Origin of the sequence: Streptomyces sp. NPDC058525 (assembly GCF_042719495.1) — a bacterium.
Taxonomy (GTDB): domain Bacteria; phylum Actinomycetota; class Actinomycetes; order Streptomycetales; family Streptomycetaceae; genus Streptomyces.
Genome location: NZ_JBHXNP010000099.1, coordinates 14,696 through 36,879, shown reverse-complemented (window position 1 = coordinate 36,879; position 22,184 = coordinate 14,696). Strand labels below are relative to the sequence as shown.

Genomic DNA, 22,184 nt, shown 5'->3' with positions numbered 1-22,184 from the left:
CGGGCATGGGCGACCGCTCCTCGCGTCCGCACCGCAGCCCGCGCCGGACCCCGACCCGCACCGAGCGCCGGATCATCAAGGTCCGGCTCCTGCGCCGCTGGGGCCCGGCCCGCATCGCCCACCTGCTGGACCTGGTGCCCTCCACCGTGCACCGCGTCCTGACCCGCTACCGGCTGGCCCGGCTCTCTCACCTGGACCGGTCCACCGGCCGCGTCATACGCCGCTACGAACGCGAACGCCCGGGCGAACTGGTCCACGTGGACATCAAGAAGCTCGGCAACATCCCCGACGGCGGCGGCCACAAGACCCTCGGCCGGCAGGCCGGCCGCAAGACACGGCCCCGCCTGGGCTACAGCTACATCCACACCGCTGTCGACGACCACTCCCGCCTCGCCTACAGCGAGATCCTGGCCGACGAGAAGAAGGAGACCGCGACTGCCTTCTGGCAGCGGGCACAGGCGTTCTTCACCGCCTGCGGGATCACCGTCGAGCGGGTCCTGACCGACAACGGCTCCTGCTACAAGTCCCACGCCTGGCGCGACCTGCTGGCGGCGGCCGGGGTCACCCACAAGCGAACCCGGCCCTACCGGCCCCAGACCAACGGCAAGGTCGAACGCCTCAACCGGACCCTGCTGGACGAGTGGGCCTACGCCCGCCCCTACCGGTCAGAGCAGGAACGACGCGACGCCTTCCCCAAGTGGCTGCACACCTACAATCACCACCGCGGACACACCGCACTCGCAGGCAAACCACCCGCCAGCCGTGTCCCCAACCTCACCGGGCAATACACCTAGACCCCGCCCTTCCCGCCTCGTGGCGCACCCGGCTTCCGGACCATCCGGCCTTGCTGGGTGCGCCACAGCAGTTTCCAGGCGATGAGGGTGAGCGTGCCGGACAGCATGATGCCGAGCAGGTTCAGCAGCAGCTGCTCCGCCGAGCCCCACATCTGGGCGAAGTCGCCGTAGCTGAGGGCCACTGCCGCGTTGGCGGCGGCCGGGACGGTGGTGACGGAGATCGCCACGCCGACCAGGGCCCCGGCCTTCGCCGAGGTCAGTGACAGCATCCCGGCCACGCCGGCGAGCAGCGCCACGACGAAGGAGAACGGGTCGGGCTGCCAGATGAAGCTCGTATTCGGCCGCGGGTTGACGAGCATCCCCGGGTGGAACTGGCCGAGCGCGTCCATCACCAGGCTGAACACCGTCGTCGCCGCGATCGCCGCGGCGAAGCCGACCAGCAGCGCGAACAGCGAGCGCCCGGCGAGCTTGGGCCGCCGCTGCACCAGGCCCGTGCACACGCCGGCGAGCGGGCCGAACTCCGGGCCGACCGCCATGGCGCCCACGATCAAGATCGCGTTGTCCAGGACCACACCGCAGGCCGCGATCATCGTCGCCACCATCAGGAAGACGGCGTAGGTGATCGTGAGCGTGGACTCCTCGTGCGTGGACTCGGCGAGCTGCTCCCAGATCACCGCGTCCGCGGCCTCGCCCGGTGCCTCCTCCTCCGCGTCGTCGGCGCGGCTGGAGATCGACAGGTCGATGTTCTCGACGGCGATCGAACCGCTCTCGCGGATGCCCAGCGAGCGCATCTCCAGGAGCAGCTCGTCGGCCGCCTCGCGTGCGACGTCGCACAGCACCACGTCGCCCTCGGGATCGCGGGCCGCGCCGGTCAGGACGACCAGGTGCGTGGTACCGACCGTCTGGTCGATCAGCTCCAGCACCCGGTCCGTGAGGTGCGGAGGGGTGATCATCCGCAGATGCAGCATGCCCGAACCCTAATGCCGACGGGGTGCCCGGAGCGTGTTGCGTGCCCGTTCAGAGCTTTCGGAGGCTCAGCTTCTGCACCTTGTGGTCCGGGCCCTTGCGGACGACCAGGGTGGCCCGGCCGCGGGTGGGGGCCACGTTCTCCAGCAGGTTGGGCCTGTTGATGGTCCGCCAGGTCGTCTGCGCGTACTCCATGGCCTCCTCCTCGGAGACCTGGGTGTACTTGCGGAAGTAGGAGAAGGGGTTCTGGAAGGCGGTCTCGCGCAGCTTCCGGAACCGGTTGAGGTACCAGCGCTCGATGTCCTCGGGGCGCGCGTCCACGTACACGCTGAAGTCGAAGTAGTCGGCGAGCCCGACCCGGGTGCGGCCGTCCTTGCCCGGGAGGGCCGGCTGGAGCACGTTGAGGCCCTCGACGATGAGGATGTCCGGGCGGCGTACGACGAGCTCCTCGCCCGGCACGATGTCGTAGATCAGGTGCGAGTAGACCGGGGCGCGGACCTCGTCCTTGCCGGCCTTGATGTCGGCCACGAACCGGGTGAGCGCACGGCGGTCGTAGGACTCGGGGAAGCCCTTGCGGGAGGTGAGCCCGCGCCGCTGGAGCTCCTTCATCGGGTAGAGGAAGCCGTCGGTGGTGACCAGCTCCACGCGCGGGTGCTCGGGCCAGCGCGCGAGCAGGGCCTGGAGCAGGCGGGCCACGGTGGACTTGCCAACGGCGACCGAGCCGGCGACCCCTATGACGAAGGGGGTGCCCTGCTGGGCGCCGTGTCCGTTGCCCGCGTCGCCGAGGAAGGTGTTGAGGGTGCCCCGCAGGTTGCTGGTGGCGCCCACGTACAGGTTCAGGAGGCGGGACAGCGGCAGGTAGACGTCGCGGACCTCGTCGAGGTCGATGACGTCGCCCAGACCGCGCAGCCGCTCGACCTCCTCCGCGGTGAGCGGCAGCGGGGTCCGCTCGCGCAGGGCGCTCCACTCGGCGCGGGTCAGGTCGAGGTACGGCGAGGCGTCGGGGCCCCGGCGGTGGGCGGGACGCGCGTGGTGCCCGTCCGGGCCGGTGCGCTCCGTCGCGCTGTCCGGCGTGCTGCTTCGTGGCGGCGAAGTGATCACACCGCCATTGTCGGGGCTCCGGCTCGGTTATGGGTGGTGTGGTCGGTCACGTAGTGGTCCCTTTCGCCGGGCTTGTACCGGGACCGGATACCGATTCGAGTCTGCTGCGGTCTCGTGGTGATCACGATCGGCCGAGGGGGCGCGGAACCGCGGTCCGGTGATCGTACTTACCAGTACATTGCTGATGTTTTCTTGTTTCTTGCTTGTCTCTGGGGGAGATCCATCGTGCGCACCGCACTTGTCCGTCGTACCGTCCTGACCGCGTCCGCGGTGTCCCTGGCCCTGCTGGCCACCGCCTGCGGCTCGGAGAAGTCCGACACCAAGGGGGACGCCAAGCCCTCCACCGGTGCTCCGGCGAGCTCCGCCGCTCCCGCCGCGAAGGCGAAGACGGACGCCGAGCTGACCGGCCTGCTCGTGGCCCAGGCCGACCTGCCCGAGTACGTGGTCAAGCCGGCCTCCCCGGAGGAGACCTCTGCGGGGGCCGGTGCCACCAGCGACAAGCCCGAGTGCCTGCCGCTGGTCAAGGCGCAGGCCATGGCTCCGGTCGGCAGCGCCGCGGGCACCGCCCGCGTCAAGGCCGCCGCCAAGCCCAAGGAGCCCGCGGCGAACGCCAGCGAGCAGGAGAAGCTGAAGGCCGCGATGGACGCCCTGGGCACCACCGCCACCTTCATCACCCTGGCCTCGTACGAGGGCAAGGGCGCCGAGGAGGCCGCCGCGACCCTGAAGGGCGCCGGCACGGCCTGCGCCGGCGGCTACACCGGCACCCAGGGCGGCGAGGGGCTCAAGGTCGAGAAGGTGGTTCCGGGCGCCGCCGTCACCGCCGGCGACGAGGCGCTCGCCTACACGGTCGTCGGCGAGGCGGACGGCGAGAAGTTCACGATGGAGCTCGTGGCCGTGCGCAAGGGCAACACCCTGGCGACCTTCTCCGCGTGGAGCCTGGCCGGCGCCGCCGAGCAGCCGAAGGCCGTCGTGGACGCGCAGGCCAAGAAGCTCGGCTGACCTCGGCCCGAGGGAAGCGCGTCAACCCCGCTCCGGCACATTCGCCGGGGCGGGGTTTCGTCTTGTTCAGGTACCGGGCAGGAGCTCAACTTCGGCGTACGCTGCGGCCTATGTGCGGAATTGTGGGTTACGTGGGAGCGCAGTCGGCGCTCGATGTGGTCATCGCCGGACTCAAGCGACTGGAGTACCGCGGCTACGACTCGGCCGGGGTCGCCGTGCTCTCCGACGGGGAGCTGTCCGCCGTCAAGAAGGCCGGGAAGCTCGTCAACCTGGAGAAGGAACTGGTCGGCAACCCGCTGCCGGCCGGCTCCACGGGCCTCGGCCACACCCGGTGGGCCACCCACGGCGGCCCGACCGACGTCAACGCCCATCCCCACCTGGACAACTCCGGGCGGGTGGCGGTCGTGCACAACGGCATCATCGAGAACTTCGCCCTGCTGCGCGCCGAACTCGCCGAGCGCGGGCACCGGCTGGAGTCCGAGACGGACACCGAGGTCGTCGCGCACCTGCTCGCCGAGCAGTACGCGGCCGGCGGGGACCTGGCGGCCGCGATGCGCCAGGTGTGCCGGCGGCTGGAGGGCGCCTTCACGCTCGTCGCCGTGCACGCCGACGCGCCGGACGTGGTCGTCGGCGCGCGCCGGAACTCGCCCCTGGTGGTGGGCGTCGGAGAGGGCGAGAACTTCCTCGCCTCGGACGTGGCCGCGTTCATCGCCCACACCCGGTCCGCGATCGAGCTGGGCCAGGACCAGGTCGTCGAGCTCCGCCGCGACGGGGTCACGGTGACCAACTTCGACGGTTCGGCCGCCACCGTGCGGGCGTACCACGTGGACTGGGACGCCTCGGCGGCCGAGAAGGGGGGCTACGACTACTTCATGCTCAAGGAGATCGCGGAGCAGCCGAAGGCCGTCGCCGACACCCTCCTGGGCAGGATCGACGCGAGCGGCTCGCTGACCCTGGACGAGGTGCGCATCCCCGCCTCGGTGCTCAGGGAGGTCGACAAGGTCGTGATCGTGGCCTGCGGTACGGCGTACCACGCGGGCATGATCGCGAAGCTGGCCATCGAGCACTGGACCCGCATCCCGTGCGAGACGGAGCTGGCGAGCGAGTTCCGCTACCGCGACCCGATCCTGGACCAGCGGACGCTGGTGATCGCGATCTCGCAGTCCGGCGAGACGATGGACACCCTGATGGCGCTGCGGCACGCCCGCGAGCAGGGGGCCAAGGTGCTGGCCGTCTGCAATACGAACGGGTCGACCATCCCCCGGGAGTCGGACGCGGTGCTCTACACGCACGCGGGCCCGGAGGTGGCGGTCGCCTCGACGAAGGCGTTCCTGACGCAGCTCGTGGCCTGCTACCTCGTCGCGCTGTACCTCGGGCAGGTGCGGGGCACCAAGTGGGGCGACGAGATCCGGGCGGTCATCCGGGAGCTGTCGGACATCGCCGCGGCGGTGGACACCGTACTGGAGACGATGGAGCCGGTACGGCAGCTCGCGCGCTCCCTCGCCGAGAAGAACACCGTGCTGTTCCTGGGCCGGCACGTGGGCTACCCGGTGGCGCTGGAGGGCGCGCTCAAGCTCAAGGAGCTGGCGTACATGCACGCCGAGGGCTTCGCGGCGGGCGAGCTCAAGCACGGGCCGATCGCGCTGATCGAGAAGGACCTGCCGGTGGTGGTGGTCGTCCCGTCGCCGCGCGGGCGGTCGGTGCTCCACGACAAGATCGTGTCGAACATCCAGGAGATCCGGGCGCGCGGGGCGCGGACCATCGTCATCGCGGAGGAGGGCGACGAGGCGGTCGTGCCGTACGCCGACCACCTGATCCGGATCCCGGCCACGCCGACGCTGCTCCAGCCGCTGGTGGCCACCGTGCCGTTGCAGGTCTTCGCGTGCGAGCTGGCGACGGCGCGCGGGAACGAGGTGGACCAGCCGCGCAACCTCGCGAAGTCGGTGACGGTGGAGTGAGCGGAGCGAACGGAGCAGGTCGCCGACAATGGGGCACAGTGGTGACCGTGGAGTGAGCAGGCGAGTGGGGCTGTCGTTGTGATTATCGGCGTGGGGATCGACGTCGCGGAGATCGAGCGGTTCGGCGCGGCGCTGGAGCGGACGCCGAACATGGCCGCCCGGCTCTTCCTCGACTCCGAGCTGACGCTGCCGAGCGGGGAGCGGCGCGGGACCGCCTCGCTCGCCGCCCGGTTCGCGGCCAAGGAAGCCCTGGCCAAGGCGCTCGGCGCGCCCGGCGGGCTGCTGTGGACCGACGCCGAGGTGTACGTGGAGGAAACCGGGCAGCCGCGGCTGCGGGTGTCCGGGACGGTCGAGGCGCGGGCGCGGGAGCTGGGCGTGAAGTCCTGGCACATCTCGCTGAGCCACGACGCCGGTGTGGCCTCGGCCGTGGTGATCGCCGAGGGGTGATGCCGTCCTGCGGCGGCTCGCGCTCGTGGGGCAGGGTGGTGCCATGCGTACTGCTTACAGCGTGGAGACCGTACGGGCCGCCGAGCGGGAGCTGATGGCCAGGCTGCCCGAGGGCGCCCTGATGCAGCGGGCGGCGGCCGGCCTGGCCGCCGTCTGCGCGGGGCTGCTGGGACGGGTGTACGGGTCGCGGATCGTGCTGCTGGTCGGGCCCGGCGACAACGGGGGCGACGCGCTCTACGCCGGCGCGCGGCTCGCCCGGCGCGGGGCCGGGGTGACGGCGGTGCCGATGGACCCCGGGCGGGTGCACGCGGGCGGGCTCGCCGCGCTGCGGGCCGCCGGGGGGCGGGTCGGGGAAGCCGTTCCCCGGCAGGCCGACCTCGTCGTGGACGGGCTGCTGGGGATCGGCGGCAGCGGTGGGCTGCGGCCGGCCGCGGCGGCGCTGGCGCAGCGGATCCCGCCGGGGGTCCCGGTGGTCGCCGTGGACCTGCCGAGCGGGGTCGACGCGGACACCGGGGAGGTGGCGGGGCCGGCCGTGACGGCCGATGTGACGGTGACCTTCGGGGCGTACAAGCCGGGGCTGCTCATCGACCCGGGAGCCTCGCGGGCGGGCGTGGTGCACCTGGTGGACATCGGCCTGGAGCTGCCGGACACCGCCGCGGCGCAGGCCCTTCAGCACGCCGACGTGGCGGGGCTGCTGCCGGTGCCGACGGCGTCGAGCGACAAGTACCGGCGCGGCGTGGTGGGCATCGCCGCCGGGTCCCCGCAGTACCCGGGGGCGGCCGTACTGGCCGTGGCGGGCGCGCTGCGAGGCGGTGCGGGCGCGGTGCGGTACGTGGGGCCGGCGGCGGACGCGGTGCTCGCGCGGTACCCCGAGACGCTGATCGGGCCGGGCCGGGTGCAGGCGTGGGTGGTCGGGCCGGGGCTGGGGGAGGGGCGCGGCGGCGAGGTCGCGGAGCTGCTGGCGCAGGACGTGCCGGTGCTGATCGACGCGGACGGGCTGCGGGGGCTGGACCCCGAGGCGCTGCGGGCCCGGACGGCCGCGACCCTGCTGACCCCGCACGCGGGGGAGGCGGCGGCGCTGCTCGGCGTGTCGCGGGAGTCGGTGGAGGCGGGTCGGCTGGGGGCCGTGCGGGGGCTGGCGCGGAGGTACGGGTCGGCGGTGCTGCTGAAGGGCTCGACCACGCTGGTCGCCTCCGGCGGGGGGCCGGTGCGGGTGAACCCGACGGGGACGCCGTGGCTGGCCACCGCGGGGAGCGGCGACGTGCTGTCGGGTCTGGCCGGGTCCCTGCTGGCGGCCGGGCTGTCCGGCTCGGACGCCGGGTCGGTGGCGGCGTACCTCCACGGCCTGGCGGCCAGGCTCGCGGGCGGTCCCCTCCTGGCCCACGACGTAGCGGCGTCCCTGCCCGCCGCCTGGCGCGACACGACCCACCCGTAGCCGGGTCTGGATTCGGCTGCGGCGCCGCTGCTGGGGCTCCGCCCCAGACCCCGCGCCTCAAACGCCGGCGGGGCTGGATTCGGCTCCGCCCCAGCCGGCGTGGCCAGCCTCGCCGGAGGCAAACCCAGCCCCGCCGGCGTTTGAGGCGCGGGGGTCGGGGCTGGCCCCGGCAACGCGGCCGCACCCGTAGCCAAACCCAGCCTCGCCGGCGTTTGAGGCGCGGAGGTCCGGGGGCCGGCCCCCGCAGCGGCCGCAGAGGTGCGACCGGGCTGGTCTGAGAGACTGTGCGGGATGAACGAGACAGCGACGCGCGTGTACGCCGAGATCGACCTGGACGCCGTGCGGGCGAACGTGCGCGCGTTGCGCGAGCGGGCGCCCCGGTCCGTGCTGATGGCCGTCGTCAAGGCGGACGGCTACGGCCACGGCGCCCTGGCCTGCGCCAAGGCCGCCCAGGAGGCCGGTGCCGCCTGGATCGGGACCGCCACCCCCGTGGAGGCGCTCGCGCTGCGCGCCGCCGGGGTCGAAGGCCGGATGATGTGCTGGCTCTGGACCCCCGGCGGGCCCTGGCGGGAGGCCGTGGAGGCGGACATCGACGTGTCCGTCAGCGGGATGTGGGCCCTGGACGCGGTGCGCGAGGCCGCCCGCGCCGCCGGCCGCACCGCGCGCGTCCAGCTCAAGGCCGACACCGGACTCGGCCGCAACGGCTGCCAGCCCGCCGACTGGGCGGAGCTGGTCGGGGCGGCCGTCGCCGCCCAGGCCGAGGGCACCGTCAAGGTCACCGGCCTCTGGTCGCACTTCGCCTGCGCCGACGAGCCCGGCCACCCGTCCATCCAGCTCCAGCTGGGCGCCTTCCGCGACATGCTCGCGTACGCGGAGAAGGAGGGCGTGGAGCCCGAGGTCCGGCACATCGCCAACTCGCCCGCCACGCTCACCCTGCCCGAGTCCCACTTCGACCTGGTCCGCTGCGGCCTGGCCGTCTACGGGGTCTCGCCCGCGCCCGAGCTCGGCACCTCCGCCCAGCTCGGCCTGCGGCCCGCCATGGCCCTCAGGGCTTCCCTCGCGCTGGTCAAGACCGTCCCGGCCGGGCACGGCGTGGGCTACGGGCACCACTACCTCACCGAGACGCAGACCACCCTCGCGCTGGTCCCGGCCGGTTACGCCGACGGCATCCCGCGGCACGCCTCCGGGCGCGGCCCGGTGCTCGTCGGCGGCAAGGTTCGGCACGTCGCCGGGGGCGTCGCGATGGACCAGTTCGTGGTCGACCTCGGCGGCGACCACGCGGAGGCCGGCGACGAGGCCGTCATCTTCGGGGACGCGGAGCGCGGCGAGCCCACCGCCGAGGACTGGGCGGCGGCGGCGGACACCATCGCGTATGAGATCGTCACCCGTATCGGAGGGCGCGTGCCCCGGGTGTACCTGGGCGCCTGAGGCGGAGTGAGGGCGGCGGCGTGAGCGAGAACTGGCGCAAGGCCGGCTGGGCCGGCGCTGCCATCGGCGTGATAGCGTCGGGGGCGGCGGCCGGTGTCGCCGTCGAGCGGATCACCGTCGGGCGCGGCATGCGCCGGAAGGCGCGCCTGGCCCTCGACGCCGCCGGTGACTACGGCTCGCTGCGCGGGACGCAGGGGACCTGCCGGGCCGAGGACGCCACCGAGCTCTACTACGAGGTCGACGAGCTGCCCGAGGAGGCCAAGCGGCCGCGGTCCCGGCTGCGCCGCAAGCCCGCGCCGGGGGCGACCGTCGTCTTCTGCCACGGCTACTGCCTCGCCCAGGACTCCTGGCACTTCCAGCGCGCCGCGCTGCGCGGAGTGGTCCGCACCGTCTACTGGGACCAGCGCAGCCACGGCCGCAGCGCCCGCGGGCTGGCCCAGGCGGACGGCGAGCCGGTCACCATCGAGCAGCTCGGCCGCGACCTGAAGGCCGTCCTCGACGCCGCCGCTCCCGAGGGCCCGCTGATCCTGGTGGGTCACTCGATGGGCGGAATGACCATCATGGCGTTCGCGGAGCAGTTCCCCGAGCTGGTGCGCGACCGCGTCGTCGGCGTCGCCCTGGTCGGCACCTCCAGCGGCCGCCTCGACGAGGTCACGTACGGGCTGCCGGCCGTCGGACTGGGCGCCGTGCGCAGGCTCCTGCCCGGCGTGCTCAAGGCGCTCGGCTCGCAGGTGGAACTGGTCGAGAAGGGCCGCAGGGCCACCGCCGACCTGTTCGCCGGCATGATCAAGCTGTATTCGTTCGGGTCCCGCGACGTGGACCCGGGCGTCGCGCGGTTCGCGGAGCGGCTCATCGAGGCCACCCCGATCGACGTGGTCGCCGAGTTCTACCCGGCCTTCCAGACCCACGACAAGACCGCGGCCCTCCAGCGCTTCGCGGACATCCCCGTCATCGTCGTGGCCGGGGACAAGGACATGATCACCCCGGCCGGGCACAGCCTGGCCGTCAAGGAGGCGCTGCCGAGCGCCGAGCTGGTGGTCCTGGAGTCCACCGGGCACCTGATGATGCTGGAGCGCCCGGAGACGGTGACCCGGCTGCTGACCGAGCTGCTGGCACGCACCGGGGCGGTACCCGCCCTCGCAGCGACTAACGTTGGCGGGCATGGAAGAAGTACCGCTGGAAGCACAGCGCAGCCAGGCACCGGCACCTGAGGCCGGCACCGGATCCGAGGCCCGCATCACCGTCGGCTCCCCGGACGCCATGCAGGAGTTGGGCCGCAGGCTCGCCGGCCTGCTGCGCCCGGGCGACCTCGTCCTGCTGACCGGCGAGCTCGGCGCGGGCAAGACCACGCTGACCCGCGGGCTCGGCGAGGGCCTGGGCGTGCGCGGGGCCGTGACCTCGCCGACCTTCGTGATCGCCCGCGTACACCCCTCGCTGACCGGCGGGCCCGCGCTGGTGCACGTGGACGCGTACCGGCTGGGCGGCGGGCTGGACGAGATGGAGGACCTGGACCTCGACGTCTCGCTGCCCGAGTCCGTGGTCGTCGTCGAATGGGGCGACGGCAAGGTGGAGGAGCTCTCCGACGACCGGCTGCACGTGGTGATCGGCCGTGCGGTCGGCCACGAGGAGGTCCTGGACGACGTACGGGAGGTGTCCGTGCGCGGGATCGGGGCGCGCTGGGCCGCGGGTGCGGGGCTGGACGCCCTGGCCGGAGCCCTCTCCGAGTAGCGCCGCAGACGTACCGGGGACCGTTCCGGGGGAACCTGCGCGCAAAGGTACCGACAACTCGTCGGCAAGATATTGCGCCCGCGGTAGCGGCCGTGGTGACATGGTACCGAGAGTTTCTTAGGTATGCCTAAGTTCGGTGTCCCGGGTCCAGGAGGCAACCATGTCGGCACCAGCAGGAGCACACCGCGAGCCCCGTCCGTCCGCGGTGTCCATGGGGATGCTGCTGGCCGCGGGCGCGGCCGCCAGCGCCGTCTCGACGCCGCCGGTCCTCGTACGGCTGACGGACGAGGGGGATCCCGAGGACGTCGTACGCGAACAGGCCGCTCCGGAATCCGAAGCGGCCTAGGGGTACAGCGAGGGCGGTGACACCCCGGCGCGCACTTCACCCGTCGCACATATGGGTGGTGTGCCCGGGGGCTGCCCGGGGTCAGGGGACGACGACGACCTTCGAGTTGATCGTCGCGAAGGCCCACATCGCGTCGCCGTCGGCCTTCGTCATGCGGATGCCGCCGGTCCTGCGGTTCGGGTCGGGCTCCGGCGTCGCACCGTCCACGCGGGCGCTGAAGCCGATCACCACGCCCTCCGTGTTGGCGAACCGCACGACGTGCTCGACCGGCACCCCGTCCGAGCCGGTGACCGCGCCCGAGCGCGAACTCACCAGGTAGCTGCCCGCCTTGGGGTGCACCGTGCTCGGCATCACCGGGAACGACCTGGGCTCCTGGCCGGCCTCTCCCACCAGCCACACGCGCTTCTGGCCCACCGAGTACACGACCCGCACCCCGGAGCCCGAACCCTCGGGCACCGGGACCGGCTTCGCCGGATCCACCTTGCCCGCGGCCTGGCTGGGGACCGGCGCCGGCTCCTGCGGACCGGCGGCCTGCGGAGGACGCTCGGGGGCCGACGCGGACGCCTGGTAGCCGAGGAACCCGATCGCGGCGAGTGCCGCGGCGGTGAGCCCGGCCACGATTCCCGAGCTGCTGCGTGCCACTGTGCTCCACCTCTCCGCGCTGCCTGATGCCTCGGCCGATGCCTGATCGAAAAGGTAGCAGCAGGCCCGCTCCGCAACCGGCCGCGAAGGCCGGGGGCTCCGGAGTCGTAGGCTGTTCGCGTGCTCTTGCTCGCTGTAGATACCGCCACGCCCGCTGTCACCGTCGCCCTGCACGACGGCGAGTCCGTCCTCGCCGAGTCGAACCAGGTCGACGCCCGCCGTCACGGGGAGCTGCTGCTGCCCTCCGTGGACAAGGTGCTCGCCGGCGCCGGGCTGAAGCTCGACGCCGTCACCGGCATCGTCGTCGGGGTCGGCCCCGGCCCCTACACCGGGCTGCGCGTCGGCCTCGTGACGGCCTCCACCTTCGCCTCCGTGCTCGGCGTGCCCGTGTACGGCCTGTGCACCCTCGACGGGCTCGCCTACGCCGCCGGGATCGAGGGCCCCTTCGTCGTCGCCACCGACGCGCGGCGCAAGGAGGTCTACTGGGCGCGCTACGAGGACCCCCGCACGCGGGTCGGCGAGCCCGCCGTGGACCGCCCGGCCGAGATCGCCGAGCAGGTCGCGGGCCTCCCGGCGGTGGGCCAGGGCGCGCTGCTCTACCCCGAGGTCTTCCCCGACGCCCGCGGGCCCGAGCACCAGTCGGCCGCCGCGCTGGTCTCGCTGGCCGCGGAGCGCCTGGCGGCCGGGGCCGCCTTCGAGAACGCCGAGGGCACCCCGCCGGCCCCGCTCTACCTGCGCCGGCCCGACGCGCAGGTGCCCAAGAACTACAAGGTGGTCACCCCGCAGTGACGGCCGCCCCTGACGTCGTGCTCCGCGAGATGCGCTGGTGGGACATAGAGCCGGTGCTGGAGCTGGAGCACGAGCTGTTCCCCGACGACGCCTGGTCCGCGGCGATGTTCTGGTCCGAACTGGCCCACGCGCGCGGCCCGCAGGCCACCCGCAGGTACGTGGTCGCGGAGGACGGGTCGGGCCGGCTGGTGGGCTACGCCGGGCTGGCCGCCGCCGGCGACCTGGCCGACGTACAGACCATCGCGGCCGCCCGCGACCAGTGGGGGACCGGGCTCGGCGCCCGGCTCCTGACCGACCTGCTGCGCGCCGCGACCGCGTTCGAGTGTGCCGAGGTGCTGCTGGAGGTGCGCGTGGACAACACCCGCGCCCAGAAGCTCTACGAGCGCTTCGGCTTCGAGCCCATCGGCTTCCGCCGCGGCTACTACCAGCCCGGCAACGTCGACGCGCTCGTCATGCGACTGACCGACCCCGCACAAGCACGAACTGAGAGCAGTGAGAGCAATGGCTGACGAACCTCTCGTCCTCGGCATCGAGACCTCCTGCGACGAGACCGGCGTCGGCATCGTCCGCGGCACCACCTTGCTCGCGGACGCCATCGCGTCGAGCGTCGACGAGCACGCGCGCTTCGGCGGTGTCGTGCCCGAGGTGGCCTCGCGCGCCCACCTGGAGGCGATGGTCCCCACCATCGAACGCGCCCTGAAGGAGGCCGGGGTCAGCGCCCGCGACCTCGACGGCATCGCGGTCACCGCCGGACCGGGCCTCGCGGGAGCACTGCTGGTGGGCACCTCGGCGGCCAAGGCGTACGCCTACGCCCTGGGCAAGCCGCTCTACGGCGTGAACCACCTGGCCTCGCACATCTGCGTGGACCAGCTGGAGCACGGCCCGCTGCCGGAGCCGACCATGGCGCTGCTGGTGTCCGGCGGGCACTCCTCGCTGCTGCTGGCACCCGACATCACCTCCGACGTCCGGCCGCTCGGCGCGACCATCGACGACGCGGCCGGCGAGGCCTTCGACAAGATCGCCCGCGTGCTCCAGCTGGGCTTCCCCGGTGGTCCGGTCATCGACCGGCTCGCACGGGAGGGCGACCCGAAGGCGATCAACTTCCCGCGCGGGCTGACCGGGCCGCGCGACGCCCCGTACGACTTCTCCTTCTCCGGGCTGAAGACGGCCGTCGCCCGCTGGATCGAGGCGAAGCGGCACGCGGGCGAGGAGGTGCCGGTGCGCGATGTCGCGGCGTCCTTCCAGGAGGCCGTGGTGGACGTGCTGACGCGCAAGGCGATCCGGGCGTGCAAGGACGAGGGCGTCGACCACTTGATGATCGGCGGCGGGGTGGCGGCCAACTCGCGGCTGCGCTCGCTGGCGCAGGAGCGGTGCGACGCGGCGGGGATCGTCCTGCGCGTACCGCGGCCGAAGCTGTGCACCGACAACGGTGCGATGGTGGCCGCGCTGGGCGCCGAGATGGTCAAGCGGAACCGGGCCGCCTCGGACTGGGACCTGTCGGCGGACTCCTCGCTGCCGGTGACGGACCCGCACGTGCCCGGGGTCCAGGGGCACGCGCACGGCCACGCGCACGGTCACGGGCACGGCCACGCGCACGACCACGACCACGTGCACGAGCTGAGCAAGGACAACCTCTACTCATGAGCACCGTCGCCCTGATGTGGGAGGCCCGGGCCGCCGACGGCCGGGGCAACGAACTGCTGGAGTGGGCCCGCGCCCAGGTCCTGGCCCGCGAGCCGGTGCGCCGCGAGGTGTTCCGGGCCCCGCAGGACCGGGTGCTGGTGATCACCTGGTGGGAGGCGGCCGAGGGGATCTCCGCGGACCTGCCCGAACTGCCGGAGCCCGCCGCCGACCTGATCACGCGGGCCGTGCACCGGTGGCGCTTCGAGTCGGTCGAGGCCGGCTAGGGCCCCTCTGCGGGATCGGTCCGGCCGGCCGGACCTGGCCGGCCGGCGCCACTATGGTCATGCGCATGCCTCGCCGTGACCTGCCGCCCCCGCCGCCGCCCGCGCACCTGCGCGACTGGCTGGACGAGGCCGCCGTACGGGCCGACCGCGCACGGTTCCTGAGCGAGCTGGGCCGGCGCAGCCTGGGCGTGGGCCGGCTGCTGCGCCTGTGGGCCGTCGCGGCCGTGTGCGTGCTCGGCTGGTGCTTCGTCGGCATGGCCTGGATGGCCTTCGAGCAGCACGACCCCTTCGGCTACGTGCACGGCCTCGTGCTGGCCGCCATCGGCGCGGGCGTGCTGGTCCCGGCCGGGTTCTGGTGCGTCCGGGGCGCCCGGCGCGACCGGCAGGTGCGCCGGCTGCTCCAGGCCTGGGCGGAGTCGGGCCGGGACCCGGTCGCCGACGCCCGCGTACGGGCTCCCGGGCGGAGCCTGACCTGGCTGGTGGCCTCGTTCGCCCTGGCCGCGTTCGGGCTGTGGGTGGCCTTCGCCGCCGCGGCCCCGGCCGACCCGGTCCGTACGACGTACGGCGAGACCGCGTACCTCATGGGCATCGGCCAGATCCTGTGGGCCACCGGCCTGCTGGGCCTCGCCAAGGCCGCCGCCCACCGGCGCTGGGCGGTCCGGGCGCTGCGCGCACCCGCGTCATAGCTCCCGGGCCGGCGCCCCGATCAGCATGGACGGGGCGCCCGCGACGCGGGTCAGGAAGACCGTCGCCGAGTTCGGGCCCTGCGGCTTCACCCTCTTGCGGAGCTCCTCGGGCTCGACGGCCGAGCCGCGCTTCTTCACGGTCAGGACGCCCACCCCGCGCTCGCGCAGCAGCGCCTTCAGCTTCTTCAGCCCGAACGGCAGCACGTCGGTGATCTCGTACGCCGTCGCGTACGGGGTCGCGCGCAGCTCGTCGGCGGTGATGTACGCGATCGTCGGGTCGATCAGCCGGCCGTCCAGCTGCTCGGCGACCTCGGCCACGAGGTGCGCGCGGATCACGGCGCCGTCGGGCTCGTAGAGCCAGCGGCCGACCGGCCCCGCCTCCGGGTCGGGCAGCGGATCGGCGGTGTGCAGGGCGCGCGGCCCGGGCAGCAGGGTCGCGCGCACGGTCCCCGGCGAGGTCCCGAACCAGAGCACGGCCTCCTTGACGTCCCCCTGGTCGGAGATCCACTCGGCCTCGGCCTCCGCCGGGACCGCCTCGTGCGGGATCCCGGGGGCGATCTTGATCGCGGCGTACTTCGCGCCCCGGGCCGTCTCCACGGCCCAGGACAGCGGCGGAGAGTAGGACTCCGGGTCGAAGATCCGGCCGCGCCCGCCGCGCCGGGCCGGGTCGATGAAGACGGCGTCGTAGCCGGAGGTGTCCACCTCCGTCACATCGGCCTCACGGACCTCGATCAGGTCCGCCAGCCCCAGCGCCTCGGCGTTGGCCCGCGCGACGGCGACGGTCAGCGGGTCGTGGTCGACGGCGAGCACCCGGATGCCGAGCCGCGCCAGGGCCAGGGCGTCGCCGCCGATGCCGCAGCACAGGTCGGCGAGGCTGCGCACGCCGAGGCGGGCGAGCCGCTCGGCGCGGTACGAGGCAACGGAGGCGCGGGTCGCCATCTCGCCGCCGCCCGGCGTGAAGTACATCCGGAACGCGTCCTCGGCGCCGAACTTCACCACCGCGCGCTGCCGCAGCCGGGCCTGCCCGAGCGCGGCGGAGACCAGTCCGGCGGGGTGCTCGCGGCGCAGCCGGGTGGCGAGGGCCAGCTCCTGGGCGGGGTCGTGGTCGCGGAGCGAGTCGAGGAGGGCGCGCCCCTCGGGGGTGAGGAGGGCGGCGAAGTCTTCGGGGGTCACGTGTCCATTGTCGGCGACGGGCGGGGGCGGGAGGGGGCGGGCGGTTGCGGGAGGCGACGGGCGGTTGCGGGTGGGGGTGTGGGCCAGTCGGTGGAAGGTGGGACTCCGCTCGCGGTGTCTTCCGGGGAGCCCGCGTGTCGGGTGCCAGGATGCGCAGCTATGCAGCTAGTCCGACAAAAGGAAGATAAGACGCAACAGGGTCACCGGTACGCGGCGGGTCCGCGCGGCCGGTTCGGGGTGGCCGTGGCCGCCCTGCTGGTAGCCGCCCTCGGCACGGCGTGCGGCTCCGGGGAGTCCAAGGCGCCGGACAAGGCCGAGAAGGCGAAGCCGGCCAAGGGTGCGGAGGCGGGCGCGGCGGGCGCGCTCAGCGCCGCCGAGAAGGCCAAGGCCGCCCAGCAGGCGCGCATCGCGGCGGTCAAGAAGTGGCGGCTGGCCAAGACCCCGCTCACCGCCCCGGCGGCGCCGAAGGAGAAGCCGGAGATCACCACGCGCGACGGCTTCGAGGTGGAGGACCAGGAGGAGTACCCGCCGGTCTTCACCACCATCGACACGGAGGAGAAGGTCGTCTTCCTGACCGTCGACGACGGCGCGGAGAAGGACCCCGAGTTCCTGAAGATGATGCAGGAGCTGAAGATCCCGTACACGGCCTTCCTCAGCGACTACATCGTCAAGGACAACTACCCCTACTTCAAGGCGATGCAGAGCGCCGGCGTCACCCTGAACAACCACACGCTCAACCACCGGTACATGCCCGGCCTCTCGTACGAGCAGCAGCGCGAGGAGATCTGCGGCCAGCAGGACACGATCCAGAAGCAGTTCGGCAAGCGGCCCACCCTCTTCCGCCCGCCGTACGGCAACTACAACCAGGACACGCTGCGCGCGGCGAAGAGCTGCGGGATCAAGGCGGTGCCGCTGTGGAACGCGGAGGCCTTCCCCAACCGGATGGAGTACCGCGAGTGGGACCGCGACCTGCACCCCGGCGACATCATCCTGACCCACTTCCGGGGCAAGGACGACTGGAAGGGCACAATGCCTGACATGATCCGTCAGGTCATGAAGACCGTCACGGACAAGGGGTACGCCGTGGCTCGCCTGGAGGACTATCTGTGAAGTACGCGCGCCGGTTGGTAGCCGGATCACTGGCGGCCGGCGCGCTGGCGCTGTCCCTGACGGGGTGCGGGGACGGCGCGGCCCCCACCGAGCGGCTGGGGCCCAAGCCGAAGGCGACGCAGGGGGCGTCGGACGCTCCCGCGTCGTCGCCGTCCGCGCCGGCCCCGGCCCCCGCGGCGGGCGGGGCCGCGGACGAGGCGTACCGCAAGTGGGGCCTGACGGGCCCCGTCGAGTACGCGCCCAGGCCCGCCCAGAAGCCGCAGATCCCCAAGGCGGGGCCGGGCAAGGTGCCGGTGGTGGACCGAATACCCGTCGCGGCCGACGACAAGGTCGTCTTCCTGACCTTCGACGACGGCGCGGAGAAGGACCCCGAGTTCCTGAAGATGGCGGCCGATCTGAAGCTGCCGATCAGCATGTTCCTGACGGACAGCGTGGCCTCGTCGGACCACGGGCACTTCGAGAAGCTCCGCGACAACGGCTCCGGCAGCACGGTGAACAACCACACCCTGACGCACCCGAACCTGCGGACCCTCTCGTACGAGGCGCAGAAGCAGCAGATATGCGGCCAGCAGGACCGCCTGGAGCAGCGCTTCGGCCAACGCCCGCCGCTCTTCCGCCCGCCCTTCGGCAACTACAACGACGACACCCTCCGGGCCGCCTCGGAGTGCGGGGTCTCGTCCCTGGTGCTGTGGCGGGTGTCGATGCAGATCAACAACTTCCAGTACGCCGAGGGCTCCGCCCTCAAACCGGGCGACATCATCCTGGCCCACTTCCGCGGCCCCGCCGAACTCAAGGGCGCGACGGAGACCCAGATGACGACGCGCATGCTCCAACGCATCCAGGAACAGGGCTACCGCATAGGCCGCCTGGAGGACTACCTGTAGCCGCGCGGCCTAGGGTGTTCAGCGAGGTGAAGGGGTGATCGCTTCATGACGGACGAAGGCCTCGCGGAGGCGCGCGACGGCGTCGGCGTCCGGCCCCTGCGGCGGCGCGGGATCCAGAGGTTGGCGCAGGAGCAGTGGGGGTCCGGCCGGTCGATCTGGGCCGCCGATACCGGAGAGCGTGAGCTCGTCGTCGATCAGGTCGACGTCCGGGAAGAGGCGGCGAGCGAGGGCGTTGCCGATGCCCTCGGGGTGTCGCCCGGTGCGCCGGTCTGGGTGCGGGGTCGACGGTTCGTGCTCGACGGCAAGCCGGTGCTGTTCGCGACCTCGCACCTGCCCTCCGACATCGTCGCCGCATCCGCGATCACCCAGCCCGACTCCGGCCCCGGCGGGACGTACGCGCGCCTGGCCGAACTGGGCCACGCGCCGGTCCACTTCCGGGAGGAGGTCCGCTCCCGCATGCCTTCGGCGGCGGAGGCCGAGCGCCTGGCGCTCGCGCTGGGCACCCCCGTCATCCAGATCGTGCGCACCGCGTACGCCGAAGGAGGGCGGGCCGTCGAAGTGAACGAGATGACCCTCGACTCCGCCTCCTACGTCCTGGAATACGACTTCGACGCCTGACCGCCGTGAGCGGTCCCTTGCCGGGTGCGAACAGTCTGGTGCCCGCGGCTTCCGCCGTCGTCGTCGATGACGACGGCCGGGTCTTGCTGCAGCGACGCACGGACAACGGCATGTGGGCGCTGCCCGGCGGCAAGATGGAACTGGGGGAGTCCATCGGCGACTGCGCGGTCCGGGAGACCTTCGAGGAAACCGGCATCACCGTCGAGATCACCGGGATCGTCGGGACGTACACCGACCCGGGACACGTCTTCGCCTACGACGACGGCGAGGTCCGGCAGGAATTCTCGATCTGCCTCACTGCCCGACCCATCGGAGGCAGCCTCCGGGTGTCGGACGAGTCGTTCGAGGTGGCGTGGTTCGCCCCCGATGCCGTTGACGGTCTGCCGATGGTGCCCAGCATCCGCAAACGCATCAGCGATTGGCGTGCCGGACACGGACCCGTCGTCCGCTGACGCGTCGGGCCCGCCCCCCGAGCCCCCCCAAACCAGGTCAGTCGGCTCCCGTGCGGGCGAGGTCCGTTGTGGCCATCGGGGTGATCGTTGTTTCCGCCGGGCCGCGGGCGTCCGCCTCGCGTTGGCGTTCCGCGCTGTCGCTGATGCGCAGGAGCAGGGCGATCATGATCCAGTTGGCCAGCAGGGACGAGCCGCCCTTGGCCAGGAACGGCAGGGCCTTGCCCGTCAGGGGGATCAGGCCCGTGACGCCGCCGGCGACCACGAAGACCTGGAGGGCCAGCGCCGAGGCGAGGCCCACCGCCAGCAGCTTGCCGAAGGGGTCGCGGGCGCCGAGCGCCATCCGCAGCCCCCGCTGCACGAGGAGCGCGTACAGGATCAGGACCGCCATCACCCCGGCCAGGCCGAGCTCCTCGCCGACCGTGGTCAGGATGAAGTCGCTGCGGCCCGCGAACTTGATCAGCTCCGGGTGCCCCATGCCGAGGCCCGTCCCGGAGATGCCGCCGGTGCCGAAGCTGAACAGCGCCTGCGCCGACTGGTCCGAGGTGACCCCCGGCGGCGGCTTGTCCCAGTAGTACGACAGCGGGTTGAGCCACGCCGCCACGCGCGCCTTGACGTGCGGTTCCGTCGAGCCCACCGCGAACGCGCCCACCGCCGCCATGAGCAGGCCGCACACGATCCAGCTGGTGCGCTCGGTTGCCACGTACAGCATCACCACGAAGACGCCGAAGAAGATCAGCGAGGTGCCGAGGTCGCGTTCGAAGACCAGCACCAGCATCGAGACGATCCACACCGTGATGATCGGTCCCAGCTGCCGCATCGGGGGCAGCCGCATCCCGAGGAACTTGCGGCCCGTCAGGGCCAGCGAGTCCCGGTGGATGACCAGATAGCCCGCGAAGAAGATCGCGATCATGATCTTCACGAACTCGCCCGGCTGCAGCGAGAAGCCGAAGAGGATGATCCACCGCTTCGCGCCGTACGTGTCCGCACCGAAGAAGGCGGGGGCGATCAGCAGCACCAGCGCGACGGCCATCGTGATGTAGATGAACCGCTGGAGCAGCCGGTGGTCGCGCAGCAGGGCGACCACCAGGATGCAGGCGGCGACGCCGATCACCGTCCACATCAGCTGGTCCGGGGCGTTCGCCGCCGAGTCGTAGCGCTCGATGTACCCCTGGTCGAGGCGGTGGATCAGCACCAGCCCCAACCCGGTCAGCAGCATGGCCAGCGGGAAGATCAGCGGGTCCGCGTACGCCGCGAACCGGCGGATGCCCAGGTGCCCGACCAGCGCGAGCAGCGTCATGCTGATCGTGAAGCCGGTCAGGTTCGGCGGCAGCTCGCCGTTCATCGCGAGGCCGGCGTTGGCATGGCCGAAAACGGCGATCACGACGACGAAGACCAGCAGCAGCGCCTCGGTGCGGCGGCGCGAGCCCGCCGACGTCAGGGGTTTCAGTCCACGCACGGGATGCCGCCACCGTCCGTCGAGCCGGACGTGGACGTGGGGGCGGGTGACTCGGGAGAGCTGGGCGGTGTGGACGGTCCGGGGGCGGCGGACTTCGACTGCGCCCCCGCCGAGGCTGAAGCGGCGCCCGGTGCGCTCGGGCTCGGAGGGGCCTTCGGCCCGATCTGCTCGGCAATGAGGCGCTTTATCTTCATATCATCTACGACGTTGATGTCCTCCCCATGGTTCCTTCCGAACCCCTCGATGGGGAGTGTCGTGAATTGCACCTTCCCGCCGGACAGGTTCTTCGCCTGCTTCACGAACGACAGCAGATCCCACCCCTCGTCCGTCACCACGTCCTGCTTCGCGGCCTCGACCAGCTTCATCAGCTTGACCGGGTCGGTGAAGGTCCCGGCCGAGTTCAGCTTCTTCGTCGCGCCCGCGAGGAAGGCCTGCTGCCGCTTCGTCCGGTCCAGGTCACCCCTGGCCAGGCCGTGCCGCTGGCGTACGAAGGCGAGCGACTGCTGGCCGTTCAGGGTCTGCGGGCCGGCCGGGAAGTCGGCGCCGGAGTACCGGTCCTTCACCGGCTTGTTCAGGCACACCGGTACCCCGCCCAGCGCGTCCGCGAGGTGGTAGAAACCGGCCAGATTCAGCTCGGCGAAGTGATCGATCGGCACCCCCAGGAAGTTCCGCACCGTCTCGATCTCCGCCTTGCGCCCCGCCTCCCGGCCCTCGCGCTCCAGCTGTCGGCGATCACCGACCCCCTGCGCGACGAGCTGCTCCTGCTTCTTCTCCTTCGCGAGCCCGTAGGCCTTCTTGATCTTGTCCTTGCCGTGGCCCGCTATGTCGACGAAGTCGTCGCGCGGGATCGAGAAGGCCTTCGCCGGGCTGCCGTCGCCGGGTACGTGGAGCAGGATCAGGGTGTTCGCGTTGTAGCCGCCGATGTCCGAACTGCCGGCATGCAGCTTGTCCAGCACGTCGTCCGGCAGGTCCTCGCCGTTCTGGTCCTTGCGGCTGTCCAGGCCCATGAGCAGGACGTTCACATCGCCGTACTTCGACTTCTCCGCGCCCTCCAGGGCCTTGGAGCTGCCGATGCTGGAGGCCAGGTCCCGGTACAGGTACCAGGCGCCGCCGCCCGCCATGACCGCCAGCGCGCAGCCGGTGATCAGCAGGGTGCGGCCGAGCCGCCGTCGACGGGAGATCCGGTGGCCTGGGGCAGTCGTCTTCCTCCGGTGCGCGCTCATGCCTGTCGATGGTGGGGCAGGGACGCTGAAGGAATCCTGAGG

Annotated in this window: 24 protein-coding genes; 18 read left to right on the top strand and 6 right to left on the bottom strand. The window is 72.5% G+C overall.

What is annotated here, in order from left to right; genetic code table 11:
- On the top strand, window positions 1-794 hold a 794-nt coding region (locus ACFWP3_RS33615), incomplete at its 5' end, for an IS481 family transposase (RefSeq protein ID WP_384228691.1).
- Here the strand turns inward: ACFWP3_RS33615 and ACFWP3_RS33610 are convergent.
- Window positions 791-1,762, bottom strand: a complete 972-nt coding sequence (locus ACFWP3_RS33610) for a DUF389 domain-containing protein (RefSeq protein ID WP_384228689.1) — start codon at window positions 1,760-1,762, stop codon at window positions 791-793. The genes ACFWP3_RS33615 and ACFWP3_RS33610 overlap by 4 nt on opposite strands.
- Window positions 1,763-1,811: 49 nt before the next feature.
- Window positions 1,812-2,741, bottom strand: a complete 930-nt coding sequence (gene coaA, locus ACFWP3_RS33605; protein ID WP_384228703.1) for a type I pantothenate kinase — start codon at window positions 2,739-2,741, stop codon at window positions 1,812-1,814.
- A gap of 345 nt (window positions 2,742-3,086) precedes the next feature.
- Here coaA and ACFWP3_RS33600 point away from each other — a divergent pair, with 345 nt between their 5' ends.
- The 8 genes from ACFWP3_RS33600 (at window position 3,087) to ACFWP3_RS33565 (ending at window position 11,202) form a co-directional block, all read left to right on the top strand.
- On the top strand, window positions 3,087-3,860 hold the full coding sequence (locus tag ACFWP3_RS33600; RefSeq protein WP_384228686.1) for a hypothetical protein: 774 nt from the start codon (window positions 3,087-3,089) through the stop codon (window positions 3,858-3,860).
- Between the two features lie 110 nt (window positions 3,861-3,970).
- Complete coding sequence (gene glmS, locus ACFWP3_RS33595) at window positions 3,971-5,818, top strand: glutamine--fructose-6-phosphate transaminase (isomerizing) (RefSeq protein WP_384228684.1); 1,848 nt, start codon at window positions 3,971-3,973, stop codon at window positions 5,816-5,818.
- A 78-nt stretch (window positions 5,819-5,896) separates the two neighbouring features.
- Window positions 5,897-6,265, top strand: coding sequence for a holo-ACP synthase (locus ACFWP3_RS33590; RefSeq protein WP_384228682.1), 369 nt, complete (start codon window positions 5,897-5,899; stop codon window positions 6,263-6,265).
- Between the two features lie 43 nt (window positions 6,266-6,308).
- On the top strand, window positions 6,309-7,700 hold the full coding sequence (locus tag ACFWP3_RS33585) for an NAD(P)H-hydrate dehydratase (protein WP_384228680.1): 1,392 nt from the start codon (window positions 6,309-6,311) through the stop codon (window positions 7,698-7,700).
- A gap of 291 nt (window positions 7,701-7,991) precedes the next feature.
- On the top strand, window positions 7,992-9,128 hold the full coding sequence (alr, locus tag ACFWP3_RS33580) for an alanine racemase (protein WP_384228678.1): 1,137 nt from the start codon (window positions 7,992-7,994) through the stop codon (window positions 9,126-9,128).
- Window positions 9,129-9,148: 20 nt separating this feature from the next.
- On the top strand, window positions 9,149-10,339 hold the full coding sequence (locus tag ACFWP3_RS33575) for an alpha/beta fold hydrolase (protein WP_384228675.1): 1,191 nt from the start codon (window positions 9,149-9,151) through the stop codon (window positions 10,337-10,339).
- The gene (tsaE, locus tag ACFWP3_RS33570; RefSeq protein WP_384228673.1) at window positions 10,290-10,856 is read left to right on the top strand and encodes a tRNA (adenosine(37)-N6)-threonylcarbamoyltransferase complex ATPase subunit type 1 TsaE; all 567 of its coding nucleotides are present in this window, start codon (window positions 10,290-10,292) and stop codon (window positions 10,854-10,856) included. The genes ACFWP3_RS33575 and tsaE overlap by 50 nt, the downstream gene beginning before the upstream one ends.
- Before the next feature lie 160 nt (window positions 10,857-11,016).
- On the top strand, window positions 11,017-11,202 hold the full coding sequence (locus ACFWP3_RS33565; RefSeq protein WP_384228671.1) for a hypothetical protein: 186 nt from the start codon (window positions 11,017-11,019) through the stop codon (window positions 11,200-11,202).
- Window positions 11,203-11,283: 81 nt separating this feature from the next.
- On the opposite strand, the gene ACFWP3_RS33560 is transcribed toward ACFWP3_RS33565, so the two are convergent.
- Window positions 11,284-11,844 carry a hypothetical protein gene (locus tag ACFWP3_RS33560; RefSeq protein WP_384228668.1) on the bottom strand — a complete coding sequence of 187 codons (561 nt, stop codon included), beginning with the start codon at window positions 11,842-11,844 and terminating at the stop codon, window positions 11,284-11,286.
- 120 nt (window positions 11,845-11,964) lie between these two features.
- On the opposite strand from ACFWP3_RS33560, the gene tsaB reads away from it, so the two are divergent.
- From tsaB to ACFWP3_RS33535, 5 genes are all read left to right on the top strand, one after another.
- Window positions 11,965-12,633 (top strand): tRNA (adenosine(37)-N6)-threonylcarbamoyltransferase complex dimerization subunit type 1 TsaB, encoded by a 669-nt coding sequence (gene tsaB, locus ACFWP3_RS33555; RefSeq protein WP_384228666.1) that lies wholly within the window; start codon window positions 11,965-11,967, stop codon window positions 12,631-12,633.
- 29 nt (window positions 12,634-12,662) lie between these two features.
- Window positions 12,663-13,142 (top strand): ribosomal protein S18-alanine N-acetyltransferase, encoded by a 480-nt coding sequence (gene rimI / locus ACFWP3_RS33550; protein WP_384228701.1) that lies wholly within the window; start codon window positions 12,663-12,665, stop codon window positions 13,140-13,142.
- Window positions 13,135-14,277, top strand: coding sequence for a tRNA (adenosine(37)-N6)-threonylcarbamoyltransferase complex transferase subunit TsaD (gene tsaD, locus ACFWP3_RS33545; protein ID WP_384228663.1), 1,143 nt, complete (start codon window positions 13,135-13,137; stop codon window positions 14,275-14,277). Before rimI ends, tsaD begins: the two co-directional genes overlap by 8 nt.
- Window positions 14,274-14,540 carry a hypothetical protein gene (locus ACFWP3_RS33540; RefSeq protein ID WP_384228661.1) on the top strand — a complete coding sequence of 89 codons (267 nt, stop codon included), beginning with the start codon at window positions 14,274-14,276 and terminating at the stop codon, window positions 14,538-14,540. Before tsaD ends, ACFWP3_RS33540 begins: the two co-directional genes overlap by 4 nt.
- A gap of 65 nt (window positions 14,541-14,605) precedes the next feature.
- The gene (locus ACFWP3_RS33535) at window positions 14,606-15,226 is read left to right on the top strand and encodes a hypothetical protein (protein ID WP_384228659.1); all 621 of its coding nucleotides are present in this window, start codon (window positions 14,606-14,608) and stop codon (window positions 15,224-15,226) included.
- On the opposite strand, the gene ACFWP3_RS33530 is transcribed toward ACFWP3_RS33535, so the two are convergent.
- A complete protein-coding gene (locus ACFWP3_RS33530) occupies window positions 15,221-16,399 on the bottom strand; it encodes a methyltransferase domain-containing protein (protein ID WP_384228657.1) in 1,179 nt (392 codons plus the stop codon). The two genes, ACFWP3_RS33535 and ACFWP3_RS33530, sit on opposite strands and share 6 nt — an antisense overlap.
- Before the next feature lie 159 nt (window positions 16,400-16,558).
- On the opposite strand from ACFWP3_RS33530, the gene ACFWP3_RS33525 reads away from it, so the two are divergent.
- The 4 genes from ACFWP3_RS33525 to ACFWP3_RS33510 are packed head-to-tail and all read left to right on the top strand — an operon-like array spanning window position 16,559 to window position 19,463.
- On the top strand, window positions 16,559-17,509 hold the full coding sequence (locus tag ACFWP3_RS33525; protein ID WP_384228654.1) for a polysaccharide deacetylase family protein: 951 nt from the start codon (window positions 16,559-16,561) through the stop codon (window positions 17,507-17,509).
- Window positions 17,506-18,393, top strand: a complete 888-nt coding sequence (locus tag ACFWP3_RS33520) for a polysaccharide deacetylase family protein (protein ID WP_384228652.1) — start codon at window positions 17,506-17,508, stop codon at window positions 18,391-18,393. The genes ACFWP3_RS33525 and ACFWP3_RS33520 overlap by 4 nt, the downstream gene beginning before the upstream one ends.
- A 45-nt stretch (window positions 18,394-18,438) precedes the next feature.
- A complete protein-coding gene (locus ACFWP3_RS33515; protein ID WP_384228650.1) occupies window positions 18,439-19,011 on the top strand; it encodes a GntR family transcriptional regulator in 573 nt (190 codons plus the stop codon).
- Entirely contained in the window at window positions 19,008-19,463 is a 456-nt protein-coding gene (locus tag ACFWP3_RS33510; protein ID WP_384228698.1) for an NUDIX hydrolase, read from the top strand. Before ACFWP3_RS33515 ends, ACFWP3_RS33510 begins: the two co-directional genes overlap by 4 nt.
- Window positions 19,464-19,500: 37 nt before the next feature.
- Here ACFWP3_RS33510 and ACFWP3_RS33505 read toward each other — a convergent pair whose 3' ends face one another.
- Together ACFWP3_RS33505 and ACFWP3_RS33500 are read right to left on the bottom strand one after the other, a co-directional pair.
- Window positions 19,501-20,919 carry an FtsW/RodA/SpoVE family cell cycle protein gene (locus ACFWP3_RS33505; protein WP_384228647.1) on the bottom strand — a complete coding sequence of 473 codons (1,419 nt, stop codon included), beginning with the start codon at window positions 20,917-20,919 and terminating at the stop codon, window positions 19,501-19,503.
- On the bottom strand, window positions 20,907-22,142 hold the full coding sequence (locus ACFWP3_RS33500) for an LCP family protein (RefSeq protein WP_384228643.1): 1,236 nt from the start codon (window positions 22,140-22,142) through the stop codon (window positions 20,907-20,909). Before ACFWP3_RS33500 ends, ACFWP3_RS33505 begins: the two co-directional genes overlap by 13 nt.
- Window positions 22,143-22,184: the final 42 nt, after the last annotated feature.

Bases quoted from the DNA above. Each gene is read 5' to 3' on its own strand.
- tsaE (WP_384228673.1), top strand. From the start codon at position 10,290: ATGGAAGAAGTACCGCTGGAAGCACAGCGCAGCCAGGCACCGGCACCT.
- ACFWP3_RS33525 (WP_384228654.1), top strand. From the start codon at position 16,559: ATGCAGCTAGTCCGACAAAAGGAAGATAAGACGCAACAGGGTCACCGG.
- tsaD (WP_384228663.1), top strand. From the start codon at position 13,135: ATGGCTGACGAACCTCTCGTCCTCGGCATCGAGACCTCCTGCGACGAG.
- ACFWP3_RS33610 (WP_384228689.1), bottom strand. From the start codon at position 1,762: ATGCTGCATCTGCGGATGATCACCCCTCCGCACCTCACGGACCGGGTG.
- ACFWP3_RS33535 (WP_384228659.1), top strand. From the start codon at position 14,606: ATGCCTCGCCGTGACCTGCCGCCCCCGCCGCCGCCCGCGCACCTGCGC.
- rimI (WP_384228701.1), top strand. From the start codon at position 12,663: ATGCGCTGGTGGGACATAGAGCCGGTGCTGGAGCTGGAGCACGAGCTG.
- ACFWP3_RS33515 (WP_384228650.1), top strand. From the start codon at position 18,439: ATGACGGACGAAGGCCTCGCGGAGGCGCGCGACGGCGTCGGCGTCCGG.
- ACFWP3_RS33565 (WP_384228671.1), top strand. From the start codon at position 11,017: ATGTCGGCACCAGCAGGAGCACACCGCGAGCCCCGTCCGTCCGCGGTG.
- glmS (WP_384228684.1), top strand. From the start codon at position 3,971: ATGTGCGGAATTGTGGGTTACGTGGGAGCGCAGTCGGCGCTCGATGTG.
- ACFWP3_RS33540 (WP_384228661.1), top strand. From the start codon at position 14,274: ATGAGCACCGTCGCCCTGATGTGGGAGGCCCGGGCCGCCGACGGCCGG.
- ACFWP3_RS33500 (WP_384228643.1), bottom strand. From the start codon at position 22,142: ATGAGCGCGCACCGGAGGAAGACGACTGCCCCAGGCCACCGGATCTCC.
- alr (WP_384228678.1), top strand. From the start codon at position 7,992: ATGAACGAGACAGCGACGCGCGTGTACGCCGAGATCGACCTGGACGCC.
- ACFWP3_RS33585 (WP_384228680.1), top strand. From the start codon at position 6,309: ATGCGTACTGCTTACAGCGTGGAGACCGTACGGGCCGCCGAGCGGGAG.